Below are 22,433 nucleotides of genomic sequence, written 5' to 3' on the forward strand. Positions count from 1 at the left end.
TCCCCTATGTCCACCCGTGTCGGTGCTGCGCACCTAGATCTGACCATCGTGACCGCCAGTGCCCGCGCTGCGGTGACGGCCTTCGCCAGTGCTGCCCGGGCCGACCTCGCCGGCCTGGCCCGGCCCATCAAACTGACCGTGAAGGCGGACCCTGCGGCCCTGCGCACCCAGGTGGACAACGTCAAGACCGCCTTCCGCGACCTCAACACCGACCTGAAGAACCTGCTCAAGGTCGATGTCACCGCGCTCAAGGGTGTGATCAGCAAGATCGGCAAGCAGATCGTGGACCTCACGGAATTGGAACGCAAACTCCGCGCCAGCACGCCCCTGGGGGGGGGCGGCGGGGGCGGAGCAGGTGGCGGCAGTCCTGGTGTCAACGGCGCCTATGCCGCCCAGCTGCGCGGCCTCCAAGCCGACCTGAAAAACAGTGTCCTGAACACGGCTCAGTTTGAGCAGGCGACCCGTCAACTCAAGACCACTATCGACACGGAAATCGCCTCTCTGAAGTCCCTGGGCGTGCTCTCGCGTGAGCAGCAGGCCCGACTGGACGCCCTGCGTGGGGCCAGCTCTCAGGCGGCTGGGGCGCTGAAAGGCCTGGCCGACCAGCAGCGCCGCGCGGCTGAAGCAGCGGCGAGCGCTTCGGCGACCCAGTTCGCCGCGCAGCTGCGGGGGTATCAGGCCGACCTGAAGAACGGCGCCCTGAACACCGCCAGCTTTGAGGCGGCCACCCGCGCCCTCAAAACCAGCATTGACGCTGAGATTGCCTCCTTGCGTGCGCTGGGCCCACTCACCCAGGCTCAGCAGGCGCACCTGGACGCCCTGCGCGCGACCAGTGGCCAGGCGGCTACGGCCCTAAAGGGGCTGGCGGACGCTCAGGCCCGCGCCGCCCGTGAGGCCGCTCGCGGTGCCGAACGCGCGCAGTCCGACAGCGTCAAGAAGTTGGCCCAGGACGTGGAGAACCTGAAGGGTGCCTTTGACCGGGGCGACATCAAGCTGCGCGCCTACCTGCGTGGCCTCCAAGGCGTTCAGCGTGAGGCCCAGACCCTGGCGCCGACCCTGGCCGCCGGTTCATCGCAAGCGGCCTCCCTGAACCGGGTGCTGGACAGCCTGACGAGCGGGCGCCGCAAACTGAACGACCGCAGCATCACCCAAATCAAGACGGATCTGGCGGCGGCCCGCGCGGAGTTTGAGCGCGCCACCGCTGCGGCCGGTCGTTTCTCGGAAAAAAGAGCGGCCATCCAAGCGCTTGAGACCACCATGCGGGGCCTGGAAGCCCGTGTCAAAGCGGTCGGGGAACGCAGCAACGTCACGGCCGGGCAGATGGGGCAACTCAACCGCCTGAGCACCCAGCTGCGCAGCAACGTCAACACCCTGAACCTGGCCCCCAGTGGGCTGGGCATCAGCGGCAGCATCCTTGCCGCGCTCAAGCAGCTCCCGCAGTTCGCCAGCATGGCCGGGGGCAGCTTGGGTGCGGCGGCCGCCCAGGCGAGTGCGCTTGGCGGCAGCTTCTCTGGCGTCGGGGCCGCTGCTGGACCGCTGGGGCTGGCTCTGGCCGCTGTCGCTGCGGCTGTGGTGGGCCTGACCGCTGCCCTGACCGTCAGCATTCAGACGGCAGCTCAGTTCGAGCAGAAACTCGCAGACATCCGCGCGCTCACGCAACCTACCGCCATTGAGCTGGAACGCCTCACCCAAGCTACCTTTGACATCGGCAAGCCCCTTGGCGTCGGCGCTCGCGAGGCTGCCGGTGCGGTCCTGGAACTCAACCGCGCGGGTTTAAGTGCCGCCGACGCCATCGGAGGCGGCCTGAAGGGCGCCCTAGAGCTGGCCGGGGCCGCTGGCATCACCGCTGCTGAAGGCGGTAAGCTCGCCACCGCCGCCATGACCGCCTTCGGGCTTCAGGCGCCCCAGCTGTCTCAGGTCGCAGACGTCTTCGCCAACTTCAGCAACAAAACCTTCCTGGGCGCGGAAGACCTCAGCCTGGCCATTGCGGCGGTCGGCCCGGTTGCCCGTGACGCCGGCTTGGGCCTGGAGCAGTTTGCCGGCTACATGGCCACCCTGGCCCAGGGTGGGTTCAAGCAGATGTCGGACGCCGGCACCTCGCTGAAGACCATGCTCCTGAGCCTCACCAGCCCAGTGGACACGGGCGCGAAGGCCCTGGACGCCATCAAGGTCAGTGCCTTTGATTCAGCCGGTCAGATGCGCCCGCTCAATGATGTGCTGGGCGACCTGCGCGGCAAGCTGGTCGAGCTGACGCCGCAGGCCCAGAAGCAACTCCTGCGGCAGATTTTTGGGCAGGACGCGATTCGCGCGGCCCAGATTCTGCTGCGCGAGGGGCCGAAAGCGATTGAGGCCAACACGGAAGCCATGCGCAAGCAGGGTGAGGCCGCCCGTGTGGCGCGCGAGCGGTTAGAAAGCCTGCAGGGCGCGGGCAAGCAATTTGGGGCGACGTTCGAGCAACTAAAGATTCAGATTGGCACACCCTTCCTGGCGGCACTGACAGGAATCGTGCGGGGGGCAACCGCCGCGACAGAAGGCCTGATCGGGTTGATCGACCAGGCCCGTGAGGGGCAAGGCGCCCTGGGCACCTTTGCCACGACGTCGCAGCAGGTGCTCGCCGCGTTCGGGCAAGGGGCGGCCACAGTCTTCGCTGCGCTGCGCGTCGCGTGGGACACCGTCCTGTGGCCCGTGCTGCGCGCACTGGGCGCGGTGTGGCTCACCATTCAACAGGCGGCCGTGACCGCGCTCGGCATTCTCCTGAACGTGGCGAATGCCGTGTTCCAGGGGGTCGCGGCGGCTGTTCGCACCGTGATGGGCGTCTTCGGTGTAGGCGCCACAGATATTGCGGGCAGCACGGGCAGCATGGCGGACGCCGTGGTGCGTGGGGCGGGCATTGCTCGCGTGGCCCTGGTGGCACTTGGGCAGTTCACGGCCCAGTTGCCTGACATCTTTGAACTGGCCGGGCAGGGCATCGGCACGATGCTGCGGGGTCTGGGGCAGTTGTTCCAAGCGTTCGGTCAGCGGGCCGGGGCGGTGTTTACCGCTGCCGGCGGGTACGTTGGGGCCTACGTCAAAGCCACGGGCCGGGCTGTGCAGAGCGCGGGGCAGATTCTGCAGGGTCTGGCTGGTATGTACGCAGCCCTGCTCCTCGCGGCCCGCAACGCCCTGGTGACAGGGGTTGGACAGATTCTAGCCACGGGTATCCGGCACTATGGGCAATTTAGTGACGGCGTTCAGACCGTGCTGGCGCAGGTCGCGGGCGTGTTCTTCCGATATGTGGTCCAGCCTGTGCAGGACGGCGCCAACTTCCTGCTTCAGGCGTACAACCGGGTTTCGGGCATCATCAGCAGCGCGGCCAACCGCATTGCCCGGACGCTCGGGCCGATCGGGGATCTGCTTAAGTCCCTGGGGGTCAACATTGGGGCCGGCCTTGCGCGGGTGGCACAGACCGTGGGGGACGGGGCCGCTGACATCATCGACAATTACGCGCAGCGGGCGAACGAGGCGTATGCCAAGGCGCAAGCCTCGGCCCAGCAGGCCAGCACCACCAACGCGAAGTCTGCTGCGGACGGGGTGGCCGCTGCGCTCACCGGTGCCAGTCAAGGCCTGACCGACTTCATTCGGGACAATGGGGCGGGCGAGGCCTTCGAGAAAGCGACCGGCCAGGTCACGAGTGGGCTGCAAGGCGTCTCGGCGGTGAGTGGCCAGTTGCAGCAGGACGTGAAGGGTGTGGCCACCACCCTGAATACACAGCTGAGCACCGCCACTCAGACAGCGACTGCCGGGTTAGGTGAGCTGCGGACAGGGGCCGCCCTGACGGCTGGGGCGCTGCAACTGGCGCAACGGGCGAATGAGGATGCCGCCGCCTCGTTCACAGCGGGCCTGAAGAATATGCAGCAATCGGCGAAGACCACCGCGACGGCTGTGGCGGCGATCAAGCCCCCAACAGTCATGGCGAGCGGCACGAAGACGCTGGACGATATCGGCCTGGGGGACAAGGAAAAAGCCAGCAGCACGAAGACCACTGCCGCTGACCTGGTGAAGCAGGCCGAGTACAAGAAGAACCTGAAGGACCTCACCCCGCTCGAACTGGCTCAGGCGAAGGCGGAAGCGCAGCGCACCAACAACAAAAAGGCGATGACGGCCATCCTGGCCGAGGAAGCCCGGCGCGAACGCGAACGGGCCAGCGCCGCGCGCAGTGGGGCGGCGGCCGACCGGCAGGCCACCGAGGCGCGGGCCGGCTTAGTGCGCGAGATGCGGCAGAGCATCGCCGCGTTCAAGCTTCAGAGCGATCAGGGCAAGGTGACGGCCCAAAGCCTGCTGGCGTTCAACCAGCGGATGGAAGATTTCCAGGCCCGGGTCAAGAAATTGCCCCCGGCGCTGCAGGCGGGCACGCAGGCCCTGTTCAATCAGGCGGCAGCGCTCGCTGCCAATGCCAAGGTGCAGGCCCGCGCGGTGGTGCTCACGGGCGCGGCCCTGACCGAGTACAAGGAGGCTCTGCGCGGCAAGAGTGCCCAGCAACTCAAGGATATGGAAGTCGACGCCCGCGCCGGGAAGCTCAGCACGCAGCTGAACGCCATTCTGGCCGAGCGCACCCGCCGCACCGAAGCCAAAGCGGCCGCAGATAAGAAAGCGGCGGCCGCCGCTGAGCAGCATGCCAAGGCCCAGCAGACCCTGGTGCGCGAGACCGGCCAGCTCAACGACCGATTCCGTCTGCAAGTCCAGCAGGGCAAGGTCACGGCTGAGAGCCTGCAGCGTTATCAGCAGGCCCTGGCCGACACCAAAGCCAAAGTCGAGCAACTGCCCCCCACCCTGCGGGGCAGTGTCACGGCCCTGATCACGCAAGGTCAGACCCTGGCCACGCAAGGTCAGGCCGTGGTCAATCACCGACAGGAGGTGGAAAAGCTCCGGGGTGAGGTGGACCGCTGGACCCTCGCGCAGCTGGAGAATGCCCGCGCCCGTGTCATTGCCAATGGGGCCGACAAGGACAAATTGGCTTTGCTGGACTCGGAAATTGCCAAGCGCAAGACGCTGTCTGACGCGCAGGTGCAAGAGGCCCTGACCGAGAGCCGTCTGAATGAAGCCCGCGCCGATCAGGAGGGCATTGAGGGACAGTACGAAAATCGGAAGGCAGCGGCCCAGGGCAACCTGACCGAGTTGTTGCGTCTAGAGCTGGACTTTGGTGCTCAGGTGCAAGCAGCTCGGGACGCGGCCGCCCGCGCAGCCGCAACCGATGAGGAACGCCAAGTCCGGGACAAGTACGCCAAGCTGCTGAACTTGGAAGGCATCACGCAGCAGCGGCGCACCGAGTTGGAGCAGGCCCGCGACCGTGAACTGGAGGCCAGCCGCACCCGCCTGAGTAATGCCCTGGCCAAGAATGATCAGGACCGCCGCACGGCGGAAACCGACGCCCGCCAGCAGCTGAACGATTCATTAGAGACCCTGGACCGCGAGAGTGCCGAGCGCATCCGGGCGGCCACCCTGAAAGACTTGGAAGCCCGGACTCGTGATGTCGAGGCCCAGCTCGAACGGGAACTGGACGTCGAGGACCTGAGCGAGCAGGAGAAGCTGGCCCTGCGCAAAGCCTTTCAGCCCCGGCTGCTGGCCGCCAAGCAAGCCGAACTCGACCAGACCCGCGTGATTGAGGAGGCTGCGGAGAAAGACCGTTACACGGCGGCCGTGCAGGAGGCTGAAGCGCAGGGGCTCCTAGACCAGCAGCGCCTGCAGGCGGACGGCCGCACCCTGACCGTGCGGCAGGTGCTGGAAGAAGCCCATCAGGTTGAGCTGGGGCGCATCCGGCGCGAGTCGGTGGACGCCTACCGCGATTACGAACTGGAGGTGAAACGCGAGACTGGCAAGCAGGTCGTGGCGAGCGAGAAAGCGACCACGGCAAGCCTGAAAGAAGAAGCGGAGAGCCGCACTGAGACCCTGCTGGACGGGCTGGATGACTTCACGGCGGCCCAGCGCCAAGCCGCACGCGAGACCCTCGCCGCGTGGCGCCTGACCTACCTGGCTCAGGGGGCCAGCGGGGCCGCAGCGGTCGCCCAGATTGACGCCGCGCTGGCCAAGCTGGAACGGGCCACGGGCAAAGCGCGTTCGGAAGCCGCCAAACTGGGGGTCAGGCCAGCGGACGCGCAGCGCGACTTTGGTGACCGGCAGGCCCGCCTGGGCGATCAGGACGATGAGGCTGGGGCTCGCCGGGAGGCTGAAGGCAAGTTCAGCAGCGACCTTGACTTTTACGAGCAGAAAATCAAGGACCTGCAGGCGGCTATCAACCAGTTTGGGGACACGCCCCTCACGCCGGACGAAGCCGCCACCCGAGACGGTCTCCTGGGGCTGCAACAGCAGTACCAGGGCTACTTCGATCAGCTGACCCTCGCCAGCCGGCAAGCCGGGGACAAGGCCGCCGCGACCTACACCCAAGCGCAGCTGGATAAGGCGGCAGAAGGGGAACTGGCCCTCGTGGAAGCCCGACATACGCAAGCCGAGAACGAGGGACGGGATGACAGTCCGGCCTACCTGGCGGGTCTAAATGCGGCGCTGGCCTACTGGCGGGCGCGGTTGTTGGGCCTGGAACAGGGGACGCCGGAGTACCTCGCTGCCCTCCAGAAGATCGTGGAACTGGAGGGCAAGGTCAGTACAGAGAAGGGCAATCCGGTGGCCGACCGCCTCTCGAACCTGGCGGGTGTGGTTGGCAAGGGCGGGAAGCTGCAGGGCACCATCAGTGCTGGTTTGGACGGCCTTGCGGCTTATTTCAAAGCTGGAGGCACCAAGGGCGGGAAGGGTAGCCTGATCGCCGGCGCCCAGGCCCTCGTCTCGGGGCTGGCCGGCGTTTTCAAAACCGGGGATGAGGACATTGACCAGGTCGTGGATACCTTCGTCTCTGGCCTGCAAGGCACCCTGGGCGCACTGGCCAAGGGCGACTGGGTGGGCGCCATCGTCGCGGGCGTGGCCACGCTGGTCACCACCCTGATTGACATCTTCAAAGGAGGGGCAAACAGCGCCAAGAAGGCAGCCGAGCAAATCGGCGCGGCCACGAAGGATGTCCGGTTCTTCGACCTTGGCAAGTACGCGAAGGTGGAGTCCAGGGGCGGCTTCTGGGGCTTCCTGGGGTTCAAGAAGGCGACCATTGACCAGGAAGCGGTGGACATCGCCAAGAGCCTGGGCGACGCACTGTATACGGCGGTGAGCAGCGCCCTGCTGGACGGGATTCAACAGGGCAAGCGGTCCTTTTCTGAACTGGGCCTGGATGTTCGCAAAGGGCTGGGGCAGCAGATTCTTCAGGGCCTGGTGGACGGGTTCCTGAAGGGCGCGGTGATGCAGGGCCTCCTGCAACCGTTCCTGGATGGGTATATCGCCGCCATGAAAAGCGGTAACGCTCAGGCACTCGCTCAAGCGGCCAACGGGTTGCAGAACGCGATTGCGACCGGGAACGCTGCGCTGGCGCAGTTCTATGAGACCGTGCTCGTCCCAGCCGCTGAACAAATGGGCCAGTTCGGCAGTGAGGGGTCGCAGGGTCAAGGCACTGCGGCGACGGATCTGGGCCTAGCCAGTGCACCGACGGGCGTGATGGCCGCGCCGGCGTATGTGCTGGACCAGACCGCCGCCATGAACAAGTTCACGCCCGCCCTGTTGGCCGCTGTCCCAGTCCTTCAGCGCCTGGCCGATGAGGGCCTGCACGTCACGTCCCAATCCGAAATCAACATCATCGCGCCGCAGAGCGACCTGCGCGCGTACGCCGCCCGCTAAGGAGGTGAGGCATTTTGAGCTGGCAACTGGACTTGATCGCGCCCGACGGCGTGACCGCAAAAACCACCCGCACGCAGACCAACCCCGGCGGGGTGGTGGGCGGCTTCAGTTGGAAACAGTCCCGCTTCCGGGACTGTGTGCAGGCCAATCTCCGCGTGCACACGCCCACCCTGGGCCTGCGCAACCGCGATCTCGTGCGCCTCACGGTGGACGGGAGCGCGGTCTTCTACGGCCCGGTCGTGGAGTGCCCCCACCCCCGCGACCCCAGTTTCGGGGACGTGGCCCTGATCGGCGCCAGCACCCTGCTGGACAAGCGCGTCATCGGCAGTGACAGCTTTGCGAACCAGGACGTCGCCCTGATCGTGCGGGCGCTCGTGCAGGCCTACAAACACCCGGCCATCACTTATAGCGAGGCGCATATTCCCCTGACGGGCAAGGTGCTGACCACCTTCAGCCTCCCGTTCCGCACCCTGCGCCTCGCGCTGGAGACCCTCGGCAAAACCATCGACGGGGAACAGGGGGTGCCGTTCGGGGTGCTCCCGGACGGCACCTTCTTCTTCGGCGCGGACCTGGTGCCCGGCCAGAGCTTCGCGGCCGCTGACCTGCCGGGGTTGACGCTGCTGCGGGTCAGTGGGGACGACGTGGTGACGGCCGTGACCCTCATCGCCCTGAGCCGCCCGAGTGGGGCCAGCCCGTACCGGGCCGACATCTATCCCCCGGGCAGCACGGACCGCCTGCCCTACCGCCCAGCCACTTACACGCTGAAGGTGGCGGACAGCGCCTCCGCTGGCTACGGATTGGAGGCAGCTGCCCTCGCCCCAGCTGGGCTGGACGTGTTCAGCACGCCACTCGTCGGCGCGGAATACGTCAACGGGTTCGACAGCCTGGTCCCGGCCTCAGATGGTGACCGCGCGACGGCCTCGACCAACACCGGCAGCGTACAGTTCGTGGAATTGACCCGCAGCGTGGCGCCTGGAGCGAACACCGACCCCATGGTGGGTCTGCGGCTGCTGTACACCCTGGACCTGAGTGGCCTGGGGACCGCCTACGAGGCGCGCCTGGAGGTGCAGTACGGCGTGACCACGGCCGGTGGGCAAACGGGGGTGGCGATCTTTGCCTACGCCCTGCCAGCCACGACCGACGTGCGGGAACTGGTGCTGGTCCAGCCGGTGCCGCAAGACCTGCTGGGCGCCGTGCAGACAGAGCCGTTCGGGTTGACGACCCTGACCCCGTATTACGGGCAACTGCGGGTCGCGGTGCGGGGGGCCACCTCGGCCGACCTGTTGCCAGCTGGCCGCCTGAAGGTCTACGAGTTCCAGCCCATTGGCCTGAGCCGCACCAAGCTGGACGCCTACGCCCGCAAGCTCCTGCGGCCCCCTGCGCAGGTGCCCACCGAACTGACCGTGCACGGCCTGGTCGGGGCCATGAGCAGTGTCACGCTCACCGGCCTGCCGGGCGGCGACCTGACTGGCGACGTGGTGGAGATCGAGGGTCAGCACGATCAGGCCGGCCTGACCGTCTCCAAGATCAAGCTCGAACAGCCCGGCGCGAGTGAGGGGGCCCGCATGCTCCGTTTGGTGGCCCAGGAACGTGCCCAGCAGGCCCAGACCGACCTGCGGGGCTATCTGGAGGCCAGCCCGTGACCACCTACCCCCTGACCATTGTGCTCAGCGTGGGGCAGCCCTTGGTGCTGAACAAGGTCGAGCCGCAGGACAGCGAGCTGGCCTTCGCCGATGAGGTGGCGCGCGCCGTTGAATCCGAGACCCAGCAGGTGGGCGGGGACGGTGAGCGCGAGCCGCACTGGAAGGTCTTCGACACCTGGCTGCCGACCCCCACCCGACCAAAGGACCGTGGCGCGGCGCTGGGGGCGTTCGAGAACAGCCTCCGCTTTGCTATCCGCGCTGAGATGGACGGGCTGCGCTACGACATCAGCCGTATCCGCGTGGTGGGCCGGGGGCCGTATGGCAGCGGCTACCGCCTGAAACTCAAGATGATCGGTCCCCGGCCAGATTTCTACGAAGTGAACGGCAGCGGCGTCTTCGTGCAGTACGCGCCCCTGTGGTGAGGTGCCCCATGAGCAGCAAGCCCGCAACCATTGACGAACAACTTCAGGCCCTGAATCAGCGGATGAACACGCTGGAAACCGACGTGCGGGCCAGATTGACCCAGCTTGACGCTTTTCTGGCCTCGCCTCCAGCTGGCGCCCGAGGTCTGCAAGGGCCAGCCGGCCCCCAGGGTCCACCAGGCCCCGTTGGCCCTGTCCCGGACCTGACGCCACTCCAGCACCTGGAGGCCGAACTCCGCGCGACCCAGGCGGCGCTCACGGCCGCCCAGGCCCGCCTGAATCAAGTGGCAGACGACGGCCAGGCCCGCATTGAACGCGCCATCACCCAGGTGAATCTGGTGACCAAAGGACGTGACTCTTGAAAGCCAAAGTGACGGGCGTCTCGGCCTGGCAGGGCACGCCCACCGGGGGCACGCTGAGCGTCCGCGTGCCCCGCTACGCCGACAGCAGCGGCAACGCCTCGGTCAGTGAGTACAGCGGGGTGCTGGACCCCACCCACAGCCCGCCGCGCTGGCTGGACGCGCGGGACCCGACCAAAGAGCTGTGGCTGGTGGTGCAGGGTCCGGATGATCCGCCCGCAGTGCGCGCGACCTTTTACGAGGTGCTGCACTATCCCAGCAAGGTGGTCACCACCGAGTTCAGCCGCACTCTGGTCAGCAGCGACCTGCAAGGCCTGCTGTTCGATTACGCGGCGCCGGAGCCGAGCAGCCTGCCGGCGGGCTTCGGGGACGCGCCCCTCACCATGCGCGCTGCCCAGCAGCTGCTGGATGATGGGGTGAGCCTGGTCGCCGGCCTGGACACGGCACTGGATGACGTGGCGCAGGCCACGCAACTGGCCCTGAGTGCCGCTGAGACCGACGACACGGTGGCGACCGAGGCCGCGTTGGCTGGGCGCCCCGCCGGGGTCTACACCCTGCTGAGCACCGGGGAACTGGCCGTCTGGACCGGCGCGGCGGTGACGTTCCGCCGTCAGGTGTGGGCCACCATCCAGACCAGCGTGGGGCGGGTGGCCGACCTCGTCGCCCTGCGCGCGTATGCAGGGGGCGCCACCAGCATGATGGTGAGTGACCAGCGCCGGGGTGGGCTGTTCCGGCGGGAATTGTCCAGTGCGGCGCCTGCTGTGAACGACGGCACCGTGTTCGCGCACAGCAGCGGCAGCTACGTGTGGGTGCGGGTGCATGACCCCTTTGTGCTGCACGCCGACTGGTTCCGGGAGCCGGTGGCCAACACGGCGCCCCAGCTCCAGCGGCTGTTCAACGCTTGCCCACGGGGCGGCACCATCATCGGCGGCAGCAAAGCCACCCCGGACGGCCAGCTCAGTTACTGGCCAGTGGCCCCCTGGACCCGCCCAGACGGCCGCACGGACGTGCTGCTGACCCTGGACCGGGCCGTCACCCTGCGCTGGGACGCCAACCAGTACGGGGGCTACATCGGCTACGACACCGCCACGCCCGGCACCACCAGCATTCTCGAAATCAGCTCAAAGATCAGCGCGGATTTCCCAGGGAACACCACCGAGTACGGGTACCGTCTGATCGACCTGGCCATCATCCCGACGACCGGACAGCCCTGCGCGAAGCACGCGCTGATTCTGAAAGCCACCGCGCAGAACAACCTGGCGGACTTCGAGATTCGCGGCGGGCAGTTCGTGGCCACCAACCCCGATGGGCGGGCCATTGAGCACGACAACGACGGCAACAACGGGTTGTTCGGCCTGCGGGTATACGACGTGAAGGTGCGGGGCGGCGGCCGGTTTAAGAAGCTGGGGGACTCCTGTGAATTCATTCGGGGCTTCTGGGCGGGGCACGCGAGCAGCCCCGCCGTGTACATCTCACTGCTGGACCCCACCAACCCGACCGATGCGGCGAGCCAGCTGCATGTGCGGGCGCTGAACATCAACGCGCTGGGCGGCGGGTTCGTGCTGGAGGACGCGGCCACCTTTGTGGTGGACGGCCTGAACCTGGAGGTGCGCAACCGGCACGAGGGCGGGGCAGCGAACTACGGCCAGTACGCCGTGATCTTCCGCAACTGCGGCACGAGGGGCGGGCTGGCCGGGCAGTCCGCACGGGCGTATGGGGGCGCGCGGGTCACGGGCCTCAAATCGTTTCCAGCGGACGGCGGCACCTACGACAGCAGCAGCGGGGGGTTCGCGGTGCTGTTCGACACCTGCCGCGCCACCTACTTCGGCTTCGGGGCTGTCGGCACCAGCCAGGTCCTCTCGCCAGATGGCACGCCGGCGGCGAACGGCCTGGGGGCCACCCTGCGGGCGTGCGACGACATGACGGTCGATCTGCCCGATCTGCAGCTGACCACCAACGCCATCGGGCTGGACATCGAGGCCACGACCAAAAACACCCGGCTGCGTGGGGCGACGGTGAATCCCATCGTGGCCAGCTCCTGGACGGCCATTCGGGACCTGGGGCTGGGGACGATGGGCCTGCTCAAGGTCCTGACGCCGAGTGCCGGGCTGGAAGTGCCGCCCGGGGCGCCCCCGCTTCAGTACGTGAAGGACGAGAGCGGCGTGGTGCACCTGTTCGGCAGCGTGCGGCCGGCAGGAGGCAGCGGGGACATCGTGCCCTACCTGACGCTGGGCACCTTGCCCAAAGGGTTTACGCCGGCGGCGGCCGATATCGCGCGGCGGGTGCTGCACTACGACGTGACACCGGGGGGAGCGGATCCTCAGCCGACGATCCGGCACCTGTACATGCGGCTGCTGGACAACAGTGCGGGCGCCTGCCTGGCGCAGCTCAACGCCTGGAGCAATGGCGCCCAGGACACGACGGCCGCCGGCGTGCGAGACATGCACATTGACACCCGCTGGCAGGCGGTGCGGGCGTGAGGCGAACTAGGCCAGGTCTTTGCTGCTCTGCTTGAGGCCCACCATGCGGAGGTACTGCGACACTTTGAGGCCAGCCAGATCGGCGGCGGCCTTGATCTGCTCGTGTTCCTTGTCGCTGAGGCGGACGCCGACCACCTTCTCGCGGTCAGTCGTCATGGGGGTGCGCGTCTCTTTGGCCACCTCCGGACCATACGAGGCGGTGAAACGGGATGCTCTAGACCGTTGAGAAATTGAACTCTACCGTTAACGGTAGTAAGTTGTGACACCAGGGCCAGCCGTTAAGGCGGCCCCGCTGTTTCTGGAGGTGTGCCCATGCGTCAACGACTGCTGCTGTTTCTCCTTCCCTTCCTCTCTGGTTGCAGCTTCACGGCCCCACCCCGCGACGAGGCCCAGTGGTCGAGCACGGTCCACGGCGTGGCCGTGACCTGGCGCTGGACCGCCCCCGGCGCCCTGTCTGGTGCGGACCTGCACCCGGGGCAGGTCACGATGGGGGCGACGCACGCGGCGCCCGGCGGCACGTCGTGTGTGATCGACATTGACCCGGCGGCCAGCCGTTACCAGCTGCCCCGCGTGGCGGCGCATGAAGTGGGGCACTGCCTGCAGGCCCGGTACCTGAAAGTGGGCGGTGATCCCCGGAGCACCGACCCGTACCTGAACCAGACCCTTGAGCGCTGGCCTGAGGCCTACGCGCAGGCGTACCTGACGGCCTGTGGACCGAGCCTGGTGCCTCTGGGATGGCGGGACGCCGCACCGGCCACCTGCACCGCCCCACCGCATCCGGACGACGTGCCCGCCGGCCTGTAACCCCCGCCCTTCCTGCACCGCCCCAGCCTGCCGGCCTGGGGCGGTTGCCATTGTCCTGCTGGCCAAAGGAGGCCCTATGCGCCGTCTGCTCTTACTCCTGATCCTGCTGCCTAGCGCGGCCCTGGCCCTACTGACGGTGCCCCCTGGTCTCCCCGTCTGTCGCCTCCAGGTGGTGCCTGATTACACCCTGGGCGTTACCTTCCGCGCCGCCCTCCGCCTGGCCCCAGCCTGCCCGTTCGGCACGGTCCTGCGCGTGCGCAAGTCCAGCACCACCAGCACCCGCAGGACCGGCGCCCCCTACCAGCCCATCAAGCCCGAGCAGGGCGCCTGGGAGGTTGGTGCACCGGGTCAGCCGTTGAAGTCGCCCGTGCCCGCCTCGGAGCGTTGGACGCTGCGGTCCTGGCGCTGGGAGTACTTCGATGCCGCTGCGGCGCGCTGGCGGGGCGGGGAGGTGCTGCGTGCTGCGCCGTGATGGCGGCCGGTTCCGCCAACCCCTCTTCTGGGATGGCGTCGCCTGGGCCCTGCGTCTGGTGTTGGTTGGAGGCCACCTGCTGTTCGGCATCATCGCCATCGTGCGGCCGAATCTGCCCCTGCTCTTCCAGGGCTACAGCGCCTTTGACGACAGTTTCGGGTTCAACCTCTGGGGTCTGTGGCACCTCTTCGCCGCCGTGCTGCTGTGGGAGGTCCCCACCCGGGTGCCCTTCGGCCTCATCAGTACCCTGTTCAGCGCCTTCTGGCTGTTTTTCACCGGCGCCATGTTCTGGGCCGGGGCGGAACTGGTGTTCGGGAGTGCGGTGTTCTATCTCTTTGGGGCCTTGAGCCTGGCCCTGTTCGGGCGGGCCTTGTGGCTGTACCTGGTACGGGTCGAGTGGTTCCAGCGGCGCGTGCTGCGGTGGCCCGATGCCGGCTGATGACACCACCAAGGACGCGGCCACCACCGCGTTCACGATTCTGGGTGGTGGCGGCCTGCTGACGGCGCTGGGCGTTTTTCTGCGCGGCATGCTCTCGGGCGCGACCGGGCAGGAGAAAGACACGCGCGACGGCCTGGCGCAGCGGAACAAGGTGCTCGAAGACCAGCAGGACCGCAATGAAACACGGATGGCCAAGCAGGCCGAACTGATTGACGCCTGGCGCTACCGCGCGCTTCAGGCTCGCCTGGAGGCGGAAAAGCTGGGCTATGACCGCACGCTCTGGCCACCTGACCCCACGGAGGGACCATGACCGACTTTAACGAGGCATTCCGCATCATCATCGGACACGAGGGTGGCTACACAGCGGACCCGCACGACCGGGGCAACTGGACCAGCGGTGTGATTGGTCAGGGCCAGCTGCGCGGCACGAAGTGGGGCATCGCGGCCCACGCCAACCCGACACTGGACATCAAGAACCTCACGCTGGACGACGCCCGGCGCATTTATCAGACCCGGTACTGGTCTGCCATCGGGGCTGAGCAGCTACCGCCGCCGCTGGCCCTCGTGGCGTTCGACACCGCCGTGAACAGTGGTGTGGGTCGCGCCCGCGAGTTCCTGGCCCGCACACGGGACTGGCGCCAGTTTCTGAACCTGCGCCTGGCCTTTTTACGCAGCCTGAGCACCTACGCCCGCTATGGGCGCGGCTGGGAGAACCGCGTAGCCACCCTGACCCGGCAGGCGGCGGCCTGGGAGGCGCGGGGCACGCCCGTCCCGCCCAAGGCCGCCCCACAGGAAAACATCGTGCCGCTGCTACTGCCGGACGGCACGCCGCTGCCGGGCTACAGCCGGGCGCGCGTCATGGTGCGCGCGAGCGGGGACGGCCTGAAGATCATCGCCATTCCCGACGGGAAGGAGGTCTGAGCATGGAAGCATTCGATCTGACCGGGCTGGGCGGCACGTTCGTGACGTTCGTTGGCATCCTGGCGACGATCACGCAGTTCCTGAAGGTGCAGTTGGGCCTCAAGGGCAATGTGGTCAAGGGCATCTGCCTGGGGCTGGGCGTGCTGCTGGGCGTGACCGGCCTGGAGGAAGCAGGCCGGGATGTGCTGCCGCTGCTGCCGGGCTGGCTGAGCGGTGGGCTGCTGGGGCTGCTCGCAGGCCTGGTGGCGAGCGGCGGCAAAGATCTCATCACAGGGGTGCAGCTGAACGGGGCCAAGGCGCGCGTTGAGGCGGAGATTAAGGCCACAGGCAAGCGCCTGGAAGCGCAACTGGATGCCCTGCCACCAATGGTCGGGAGTCAGGTGGCCCTGCCCGATGACCTCGTGCCAGCGACCATTGAAGATGTGTTGCGCCATACAGGGGAGTGGCCGGCTGTGCCAGGCCTGGACGACGCGCCGCTGGACCGGGGCCACCCATGACCACGCCACGCGCTTTAGGCTTCAAACAGGGGCAGGACGCCACCGTGACCTTCAACGTCGGCGGCGTGACGTTGCCGAGCGGGACCACCGTGCAGGCGCAGCTGCGCACGCGGCTCCAGAGTGAGGTGCTGTACGACATGGGGCAGGGCGCAGACATCACTGGGCAGAGCGTCACGCTCAAGATTCCAGGCGTGCAGAGCAAGACCTGGACCCCGAAAGCCATTGAATTCGAACTGGACAGCACGGTCATCTTGATTGGGCCCGCACCACAGCACGCGCACCTGGCGGCCTTTGACCTGGTGCTGGTGTGGCAGGCCAGTTACACCCGGAGCGGGGCATGAGCGACATCGTCGTGAACGTGACGGTGCAGCCGGGGCCTGCGCTGACCATCGGCGTGTCGGTCACCCCTGGGCCTGCCGTCACGATCGAGGTGGACCAAGGCGGCGGTGGTGCAGGTTCGACAGGCCCTACGGGGCCACAGGGACCGACTGGCGGCGCAGGCGCAACAGGAGCCACCGGGCCTGCAGGGGGGACGGGCCCGACCGGGGCTCAGGGGCCAGCTGGCGCTGCTGGCTCGCCAGGCCTCACCGGGCCACAGGGCACCCCTGGAGCTGTGGGGGCGACTGGGCCGCAGGGTTCTCCTGGCGTTGCTGGTCCCACTGGCGCCCAGGGTGCCACTGGTCCAACTGGAGCCGATGGTGCCGGTGGCAGTGCTGGCCCGACCGGGGCCACCGGGGCTCAGGGTGCAGCCGGCGCCACTGGCGCGACAGGCGCTGCGGGCTCAGCAGGCCCAGCTGGGGCAACCGGCGCTACTGGAAGCCAGGGACCCACAGGTGCCACCGGTAGCCAGGGACCCACCGGCAGCACCGGCCCTGGCGGCGCCACCGGGGCCACGGGTGCGGACGGTGCTCCGGGCGCGGCAGGCAGTGCGGGAGCGACTGGGCCCACCGGCCCGACTGGGGGCACTGGTCCACAAGGCGCACAGGGGGCCACTGGCACCCAGGGCAACCCCGGCGCCACGGGCAGTCAGGGGCCAGCAGGCGCCACAGGCCCGCAGGGTGATCCCGGCTCAGCAGGCAGCCCAGGCGCGACTGGTCCCACAGGCCCGACCGGGCTAACTGGGCCCACAGGCGCGACCGGAGCCACGGGCGCGCAGGGCAACCCTGGGGCGACCGGGAGCACGGGGGCCACCGGCCCTGCTGGGAGTGATGGTGCAGCAGGAACGGCCGGCCCCACCGGCGCGACTGGGGCCACCGGCACCCAGGGTCCAGCGGGGGCCACAGGCGGCGCAGGACCGACCGGCGCCACTGGGGCTCAGGGCAATGTTGGCGCCACCGGCCCGACCGGCCCGACCGGCCCTGCAGGCGCGGACGGCACAGGGGGCGGCTCGCTGTCCCTGTTTGGCCCAGGCACAGACGGAGCAGTCACGCTGGCCAGCAACACCACGCTGGCCCGAGACATGTACTACAGCGCTCTGACGGTACCCTCAGGCATCATCCTCACCACGAACGGGTACCGGGTGTTCGTGGCCGGCACCCTGACGGTCAACGGCACCATTCGGCACAACGGCAACGGCGCCCAGAACGCCAGCAGCGGCAGCGTGGGCGCGAACGCGGGCACCCTGGGCAGCGGCACCACCGGGGTGAGCGCGAGCACCGCCGCCGCCGTGGCGGGGGCCGGTGGGACGAACACCCTCGGCGGTATGGGCGGGGGTGGGGGAAGCGGCACCAGCAGTGCCGCCAGTGGGGCCAGCCTGAACAACCCCACAGCGGCCCTGGGCGGGCACGAACTGCTGTTCAGTCCGCTGTGGGGGCTCTATCCCCTGCCCATCGCTACGACCACCCGGCATAACGGCGGGGCGGGCGGCGGGGCGGGGTCAGGCGACGGCACCAACTCAGGCGGCGGCGGTGCGGGTGGGGCGGGCGTCATCGTGATCTACGCGCAGACCGTGACCGGCTCAGGGCGAATCGAAGCTCTGGGCGGTGTAGGCAACTTCCGCACGGTTGGGAATGTGGGCGGCGGTGGCGGTGGGGGCGGCGGCGTCATCTACCTGGTGAGCAGCACCGTCAGCGCTTTCTCGCATCTTCCCAACCAAACGTCCCTCCAGGCGCAGACGACGACCCTGGGCAACCTCACGCTGGATGTCAGCGGGGGGAACGGCGGCTCAGGGGCAGGCACCGGGACGGCCGGCACCGCCGGGAAGGGTGGCCGCATCCTGCTGCACAAAGCCGCCTAACCCCCACGGACAACCGGCGCCAACTCCCGGCCCCCGCTCGCGCTCTGGCGCTGGGCGGGGGCGTTTTTGCATGTCGGAAGGTGGCTAGAGAAACGGATTCAGCGAGCAGGCTTATAGGTGTTGACATATAACCTCAAGTGTTGTATCTTTATTTCAGGCAAGGGGAGCAACCAAAATCCCATCCCCGACACCTAGGAGCACACCATGACCTACAGCATCGAAATCGCCGACTTCAACAGCAGCAACATCCGCCAGATCGCCGAGCAGGTCGGGGTGACCCACATGCGCGAGATCGGCAGCGGGTACGCACGCGGGATAGACGAGAACGGTGAAGCCACCATCGACAACACGGGCAACAGCGAAGCTCAGATCACCGCCTACGAGTTCAGCAACGGCACCCGCGTCATCAACACCAACGGTGACCCCGTTTGGGAAGACGAAGACGCTGAAGTGTTCGCCGAACTGGCCGCCAGTGCTGACATTGAACTGTAAGTGAACCAGGCGAAGGCCCCCAGCAACCAAGTTGGGGGCCTCCGTGCGGTGAGCACACCGTTTCAATCCTCTCCCAGTTGCCTAGGAGGCCCTCAGTATGCCACTTGACCCCATCCTCTACCCCCCGCCCCAGGTCCGGCCTGGCGACTGGCTGGACGATGAGCTGCTGGGCCGTGTTCAGGTGGGGGGCTATCACGACGGCCCCATCCCCTGGCCCTACCGGCGCCGCACGGGCGCCCACAGCCTCATTCTGACCCCGGCTCTGGTGCGCGCCGTACGCACCGAGACCGCAGGCGATGTGCAAGAGGCGTTCGGGGTCAGCGAGGGGACCGTGTGGGGCTGGCGCAAGGCCCTGGGCGTGACCCGTGACAACAATCCCGCCACCAAAGCAGCCTACGCCGCCACCCGCAACATCCCCCCCGAGGCCGCCGCGCGCGGCCGGCAGCACGCCCTGAGCCCCGAGGCGCGCCAGAAGGCACTGGAGAGCATCAAGGCGGGCTGGCAGGACCGTCAACCCCACCCCGAGACCATCACCTGGACGGCGAAAATGGACGCACTGCTGGGCACCCTGCCGGATGAGCAGGCCGCCCAGGCGCTGGGGGTCAGCAAGACCAAAGTGGCGCAGCGTCGCCGCCTGCTGGGCAAACCCGCCTGGCGGGAGGGCCACACGGTCACTTGGACACCAGAAATGGAAACTCGGTTAGGCACGGCCTTTGACGGCGTGCTGGCCACCGAATGGGGCATTAGTCGTTCGGCGGTGACCCTGCGGCGCCAGGCACTGGGGATTGCCCCACTCAGCCGCCCATAACACAACAGATGACGCCCCCGCCTGGCTTGTGCCGGAGCGGGGGCGGGTTGTGGTTGATTCAGGAGAGGGCCAGTCATCCTAGTGTGCGAACGCGGCCCAAGATCCGGTGGGCCTCCCGGAGTAGTTCGTCGGCCTCGCTCATCACGGTGACCTGAGTTGGCGTCCACGGGTACTCCAGTTCCACCTCGTGCAGCCGGTCTCGAACCAAACTCACAGCGCTGAACACCTGGCGCAGGGCTTCTGTCTGCGGGTCAGGGTCGCGGTAGTCATGGGCGTACGTGATCTGGGTGGTCATCTTTCACTCTCCCCGTCTGCGCCACAGCGGCTCAGGCATCCGCTTGCACCAGGTGTTCGAACTGGGTGTACAGGTCCTCAAATTCCGCCCCACACGCCACATACGCCGCATTGGGCATGAAGTCCAACCCCGACGCCGCTCGCACCTCAGCGGCCATATCTTCCATCCGCTCGTCATGGGCTAGGAGGGCGCGGTGCCGCTCATCCAGCGCGTACAACTGGCGCCCCACGGCTTCCCAGCGCTGCAGCCTGAGCACCTCCCGCCGGACGGCGATCAGCAAGTCAAACGGACTTTCAATCTGGCGCCGGTCGTTCTCACCGGCCAGAGCGTAGTCCAAGCGTTCCAGGACCGTCATTGTCTTAGGATCTGCGTTCATGCGTCCCTCGCCTTCCACGCCGCCCGCACCTTCGTCAGCTTCTCCGGTTCCAACGGCCAGAGCCCCTGCGCGCCCTTATGCGGAATCGGCTCCGGCAGCGTCAGCACGTCCTCCAGCAGCCAGTGGTACTGCCCCCGCGCCGCCCACGCACTCGTGCTGGCCTGCGTCACCGCCGCCAGCTGCGCGACCGCCACAATCCCCGGCGTGAAGTACCGCTCCTCCCCTGCCACATACAGCCCCATGCTCAGCGCCAGCCGCTGCTCGGGCGTGAAGGGCACGGGCTGCCCCAGCCGTTCCATGATCTCCAGTGCTGCGGCCAGGTCCAGCCGGGCTTCTTCCCGCTTGCCGCTGTTCTTCCCCGGCACCACGCCTCCATGAATCGCCAGGAACATGCCCACGCGCCCGCCCTGGCGCGCAGGCGGCCAGCGGCGATTCTCAACGTCCTTCGCGGCATGCGCCACGCAATAGGCCCAGGGGTGGGTCAGGGTCAGGCCACGGATCGGGGCGGTCATGCCCGCCGCCCTGTCACAATGGCCAGATGACGTGCCGAGACGACATCCTGACGGTGGCCCGCACCCTGACTACCGGCCACCCTGAAGGAACCTTCTCGATGCAGGACGTAGTGCAGGCGTTGCGTGCGCAAGAAACGGCCCACACGGACGCGCAGATCCGCTTGCACGTGCGGGCGCTGATGTGCGTGAATAGCGCTGAAAAGGGCGCTGGACAGTTTCGAGACCTGGAACGGGTGGGGCACGGCCGCTTCAAGCTGCTGTAGAACGCGGCTCACGGCGTCACCACCCGGACGCCCACGCGCCACACCCACGGGTTGCTGTCCCAATCGGTTCCCAGCGCCGTGTGCAACTCACCCCAGAGCGCTCGGAACCGCTCGAGCGGTGATGGCCCAATGGGCATGGGCTCCAACCCAAACCGGATGCCATCGGCTTCCAGCAGCGCATTCCGTATCTGCACCCGTTCGTGTTCCGCCCACCAGTCGGGCCAGTGCTTGGCCAGCCACTCGTCCGGCAGGCTGGTCATGCCCTCGCTGATCGCCTCATCCTCGGTCATCGCGTGCAGCCGCTCGGGCCACACGTCCGTCACTTCCAGCGTCAACCGACTGGCCACCCTCGGCATGTAACGCGGCAGACGCCAGCGCGTGGGCGCTTCACCCATGGGCCAGTGGTAGCGGCCCTTGCCGTCCATCGTCAGGCCCGCCTTCTCGCAGTCGTCCGCACTCTGATGCGCGAGCCTTAGCCACTGGTCATCCGGCAGCGGCAGCCATTCCCGGCGGGCGTGTCCATCCGCCCGGTAGTCCACCGCAATCACACCCTCGTCCCAGCTGCCGACGCGCCAGGCTTCGCGCACATAGAGGCGCGCCGCAGGCTTGATGCAGTTCCGCTCGCTGCCGAAGGGTGATTCCAGGCCCCCAGGTCCATATACGCCCTCGTCAGCCGGCGAGATGGAGTGCGGGTCTTCGCCGGGCCAGAACAGCGTCTCGTCCTCAAAGGCTTCCTGGGCTGCCGCTTCATCTTCGAAGTTGTCGGCTTCTGGTGGCCGGTTCGTCCAGAAGTGGCGCGGCTCATCCACACCGGAGTAGGTGCCCACGGCGCCCCAGTAGTGCGGGTAAGCGTACCCGTCTTCCGGCAGCGTGGGTGGCTGCACCGTCAGCAGGCGGCGGGTGACGGTCTTCTTGCCGGTGAGCAGCGCGCGCACCATGTGATCGCCGAACGTGATGCCTCGGGTGTTGGCAACCGTCATTCCTGGGTCCCTTTGACCTGCCCAGGCAGGGGGGAGCCTTCAATCCGCGCCGCATTCTTAGCACGGCACTTCGCCAGGATCTCAGGCGTGCTGACTCTGGCCAGCTCCGCTTCGCCGGCCGCCATCAGGTCTACGCCGTGCGCCGCCGCGAAGGGGGCCAGGGTCAGCAGCACGCCGCCCGTTTCCTGCGTGACGTCGCCTGCGGGCCGTGCGAACACGTAGGCCACCAGCTTCAGGACCTCTTCTTCTGAGACGCCAGCCGCCTGCACCAGTTCCAGGGCCTCTTCGAGAAAGCGGTGGGCGCGTTCCTCGCGGCACTGGGCGGGTTCGGTGCCAAAGGCCTCGCGCACCCACGCCACGCTCCTGACCTGGAAGCTGGTGGCGTGCTGGGCGAGAGCTTCAATTGCGGCTTCAACGGCATCAATGAGGCGGGGTTGCCTTGGAGCCTCTTCGCCATCCACAGCGACAGCCAGGCGCTTGGCCTGTGCCAGCACGTCTTCGGCAGCAATCCAGCGCCCTCCGGCCAGCGCCTCTTCTTCGCTCACCGTTGGATACCCTGCGATGTCTGCGCCTGCGGAAGCCTGCTGCTGGGCAAGAGTGACCTGTGGGGTGGGCTCAGTGGATACGTCAGTGGATACGTCAGTGGATGTCTCAGGGGTCATAGGTCTCCAGTGCGGGGGCCAGCGCA

22 protein-coding genes are annotated in these 22,433 nt (G+C 67.7%); 16 read left to right on the plus strand and 6 right to left on the minus strand.

Features of this window, described 5'->3' with window-relative positions:
* Positions 1-6: 6 nt before the first annotated feature.
* Genes GO986_RS16240 through GO986_RS16260 form a run of 5 tightly spaced genes read left to right on the plus strand, consistent with a single transcriptional unit; the run spans position 7 to position 12,650 of the window.
* Positions 7-7,746 (plus strand): phage tail tape measure protein, encoded by a 7,740-nt coding sequence (locus tag GO986_RS16240; RefSeq protein WP_157460354.1) that lies wholly within the window; start codon positions 7-9, stop codon positions 7,744-7,746.
* 14 nt (positions 7,747-7,760) lie between these two features.
* Positions 7,761-9,389: a hypothetical protein gene (locus tag GO986_RS16245; protein WP_157460355.1), complete on the plus strand. Its 1,629-nt coding sequence runs from the start codon at positions 7,761-7,763 to the stop codon at positions 9,387-9,389.
* Positions 9,386-9,811, plus strand: coding sequence for a hypothetical protein (locus GO986_RS16250; protein ID WP_157460356.1), 426 nt, complete (start codon positions 9,386-9,388; stop codon positions 9,809-9,811). The genes GO986_RS16245 and GO986_RS16250 overlap by 4 nt, the downstream gene beginning before the upstream one ends.
* Positions 9,812-9,819: 8 nt before the next feature.
* Complete coding sequence (locus GO986_RS16255; protein ID WP_157460357.1) at positions 9,820-10,173, plus strand: hypothetical protein; 354 nt, start codon at positions 9,820-9,822, stop codon at positions 10,171-10,173.
* A complete protein-coding gene (locus tag GO986_RS16260) occupies positions 10,170-12,650 on the plus strand; it encodes a hypothetical protein (RefSeq protein WP_157460358.1) in 2,481 nt (826 codons plus the stop codon). Before GO986_RS16255 ends, GO986_RS16260 begins: the two co-directional genes overlap by 4 nt.
* 6 nt (positions 12,651-12,656) lie before the next feature.
* Here GO986_RS16260 and GO986_RS16265 read toward each other — a convergent pair whose 3' ends face one another.
* Complete coding sequence (locus GO986_RS16265; protein WP_157460359.1) at positions 12,657-12,830, minus strand: plasmid mobilization protein; 174 nt, start codon at positions 12,828-12,830, stop codon at positions 12,657-12,659.
* Between the two features lie 132 nt (positions 12,831-12,962).
* On the opposite strand from GO986_RS16265, the gene GO986_RS16270 reads away from it, so the two are divergent.
* The 10 genes from GO986_RS16270 to GO986_RS16315 all read left to right on the plus strand — a co-directional run bounded on the left by GO986_RS16270 (position 12,963) and on the right by GO986_RS16315 (position 19,319).
* Positions 12,963-13,454 carry a hypothetical protein gene (locus tag GO986_RS16270; protein ID WP_157460360.1) on the plus strand — a complete coding sequence of 164 codons (492 nt, stop codon included), beginning with the start codon at positions 12,963-12,965 and terminating at the stop codon, positions 13,452-13,454.
* 76 nt (positions 13,455-13,530) lie between these two features.
* The gene (locus tag GO986_RS16275) at positions 13,531-13,926 is read left to right on the plus strand and encodes a hypothetical protein (RefSeq protein ID WP_157460361.1); all 396 of its coding nucleotides are present in this window, start codon (positions 13,531-13,533) and stop codon (positions 13,924-13,926) included.
* Positions 13,913-14,365, plus strand: a complete 453-nt coding sequence (locus GO986_RS16280) for a hypothetical protein (protein WP_157460362.1) — start codon at positions 13,913-13,915, stop codon at positions 14,363-14,365. Before GO986_RS16275 ends, GO986_RS16280 begins: the two co-directional genes overlap by 14 nt.
* On the plus strand, positions 14,355-14,675 hold the full coding sequence (locus GO986_RS16285; protein WP_157460363.1) for a hypothetical protein: 321 nt from the start codon (positions 14,355-14,357) through the stop codon (positions 14,673-14,675). The genes GO986_RS16280 and GO986_RS16285 overlap by 11 nt, the downstream gene beginning before the upstream one ends.
* Complete coding sequence (locus GO986_RS16290; protein ID WP_157460364.1) at positions 14,672-15,286, plus strand: glycosyl hydrolase 108 family protein; 615 nt, start codon at positions 14,672-14,674, stop codon at positions 15,284-15,286. The genes GO986_RS16285 and GO986_RS16290 overlap by 4 nt, the downstream gene beginning before the upstream one ends.
* A gap of 2 nt (positions 15,287-15,288) precedes the next feature.
* Positions 15,289-15,783, plus strand: a complete 495-nt coding sequence (locus GO986_RS16295; protein ID WP_157460365.1) for a hypothetical protein — start codon at positions 15,289-15,291, stop codon at positions 15,781-15,783.
* Positions 15,780-16,124, plus strand: coding sequence for a hypothetical protein (locus GO986_RS16300; protein ID WP_157460366.1), 345 nt, complete (start codon positions 15,780-15,782; stop codon positions 16,122-16,124). The genes GO986_RS16295 and GO986_RS16300 overlap by 4 nt, the downstream gene beginning before the upstream one ends.
* Positions 16,121-18,019 carry a collagen-like protein gene (locus tag GO986_RS23365; protein WP_157460367.1) on the plus strand — a complete coding sequence of 633 codons (1,899 nt, stop codon included), beginning with the start codon at positions 16,121-16,123 and terminating at the stop codon, positions 18,017-18,019. Before GO986_RS16300 ends, GO986_RS23365 begins: the two co-directional genes overlap by 4 nt.
* 204 nt (positions 18,020-18,223) lie before the next feature.
* Entirely contained in the window at positions 18,224-18,511 is a 288-nt protein-coding gene (locus GO986_RS16310; protein WP_157460368.1) for a hypothetical protein, read from the plus strand.
* A gap of 97 nt (positions 18,512-18,608) precedes the next feature.
* Positions 18,609-19,319 carry a hypothetical protein gene (locus tag GO986_RS16315; protein ID WP_157460369.1) on the plus strand — a complete coding sequence of 237 codons (711 nt, stop codon included), beginning with the start codon at positions 18,609-18,611 and terminating at the stop codon, positions 19,317-19,319.
* Positions 19,320-19,392: 73 nt separating this feature from the next.
* Here the strand turns inward: GO986_RS16315 and GO986_RS16320 are convergent, their stop codons facing one another.
* From GO986_RS16320 to GO986_RS16330, 3 genes are read right to left on the minus strand one after another with little or no spacing between them, the layout of a single operon-like run.
* Positions 19,393-19,614: a hypothetical protein gene (locus GO986_RS16320; RefSeq protein WP_157460370.1), complete on the minus strand. Its 222-nt coding sequence runs from the start codon at positions 19,612-19,614 to the stop codon at positions 19,393-19,395.
* Positions 19,615-19,645: 31 nt separating this feature from the next.
* Entirely contained in the window at positions 19,646-19,969 is a 324-nt protein-coding gene (locus GO986_RS16325; protein WP_157460371.1) for a hypothetical protein, read from the minus strand.
* A 17-nt stretch (positions 19,970-19,986) separates the two neighbouring features.
* On the minus strand, positions 19,987-20,502 hold the full coding sequence (locus GO986_RS16330; protein ID WP_157460372.1) for an ASCH domain-containing protein: 516 nt from the start codon (positions 20,500-20,502) through the stop codon (positions 19,987-19,989).
* A gap of 26 nt (positions 20,503-20,528) precedes the next feature.
* On the opposite strand from GO986_RS16330, the gene GO986_RS16335 reads away from it, so the two are divergent.
* A complete protein-coding gene (locus GO986_RS16335; protein ID WP_157460373.1) occupies positions 20,529-20,765 on the plus strand; it encodes a DUF7669 domain-containing protein in 237 nt (78 codons plus the stop codon).
* 8 nt (positions 20,766-20,773) lie between these two features.
* Here GO986_RS16335 and GO986_RS16340 read toward each other — a convergent pair whose 3' ends face one another.
* Positions 20,774-21,745, minus strand: a complete 972-nt coding sequence (locus tag GO986_RS16340; RefSeq protein ID WP_157460374.1) for an ASCH domain-containing protein — start codon at positions 21,743-21,745, stop codon at positions 20,774-20,776.
* The gene (locus GO986_RS16345; protein WP_198170748.1) at positions 21,742-22,290 is read right to left on the minus strand and encodes a hypothetical protein; all 549 of its coding nucleotides are present in this window, start codon (positions 22,288-22,290) and stop codon (positions 21,742-21,744) included. Before GO986_RS16345 ends, GO986_RS16340 begins: the two co-directional genes overlap by 4 nt.
* Positions 22,291-22,433: the final 143 nt, after the last annotated feature.

It is taken from the genome of Deinococcus arboris (assembly GCF_009755355.1).
Classification (GTDB): domain Bacteria; phylum Deinococcota; class Deinococci; order Deinococcales; family Deinococcaceae; genus Deinococcus; species Deinococcus betulae.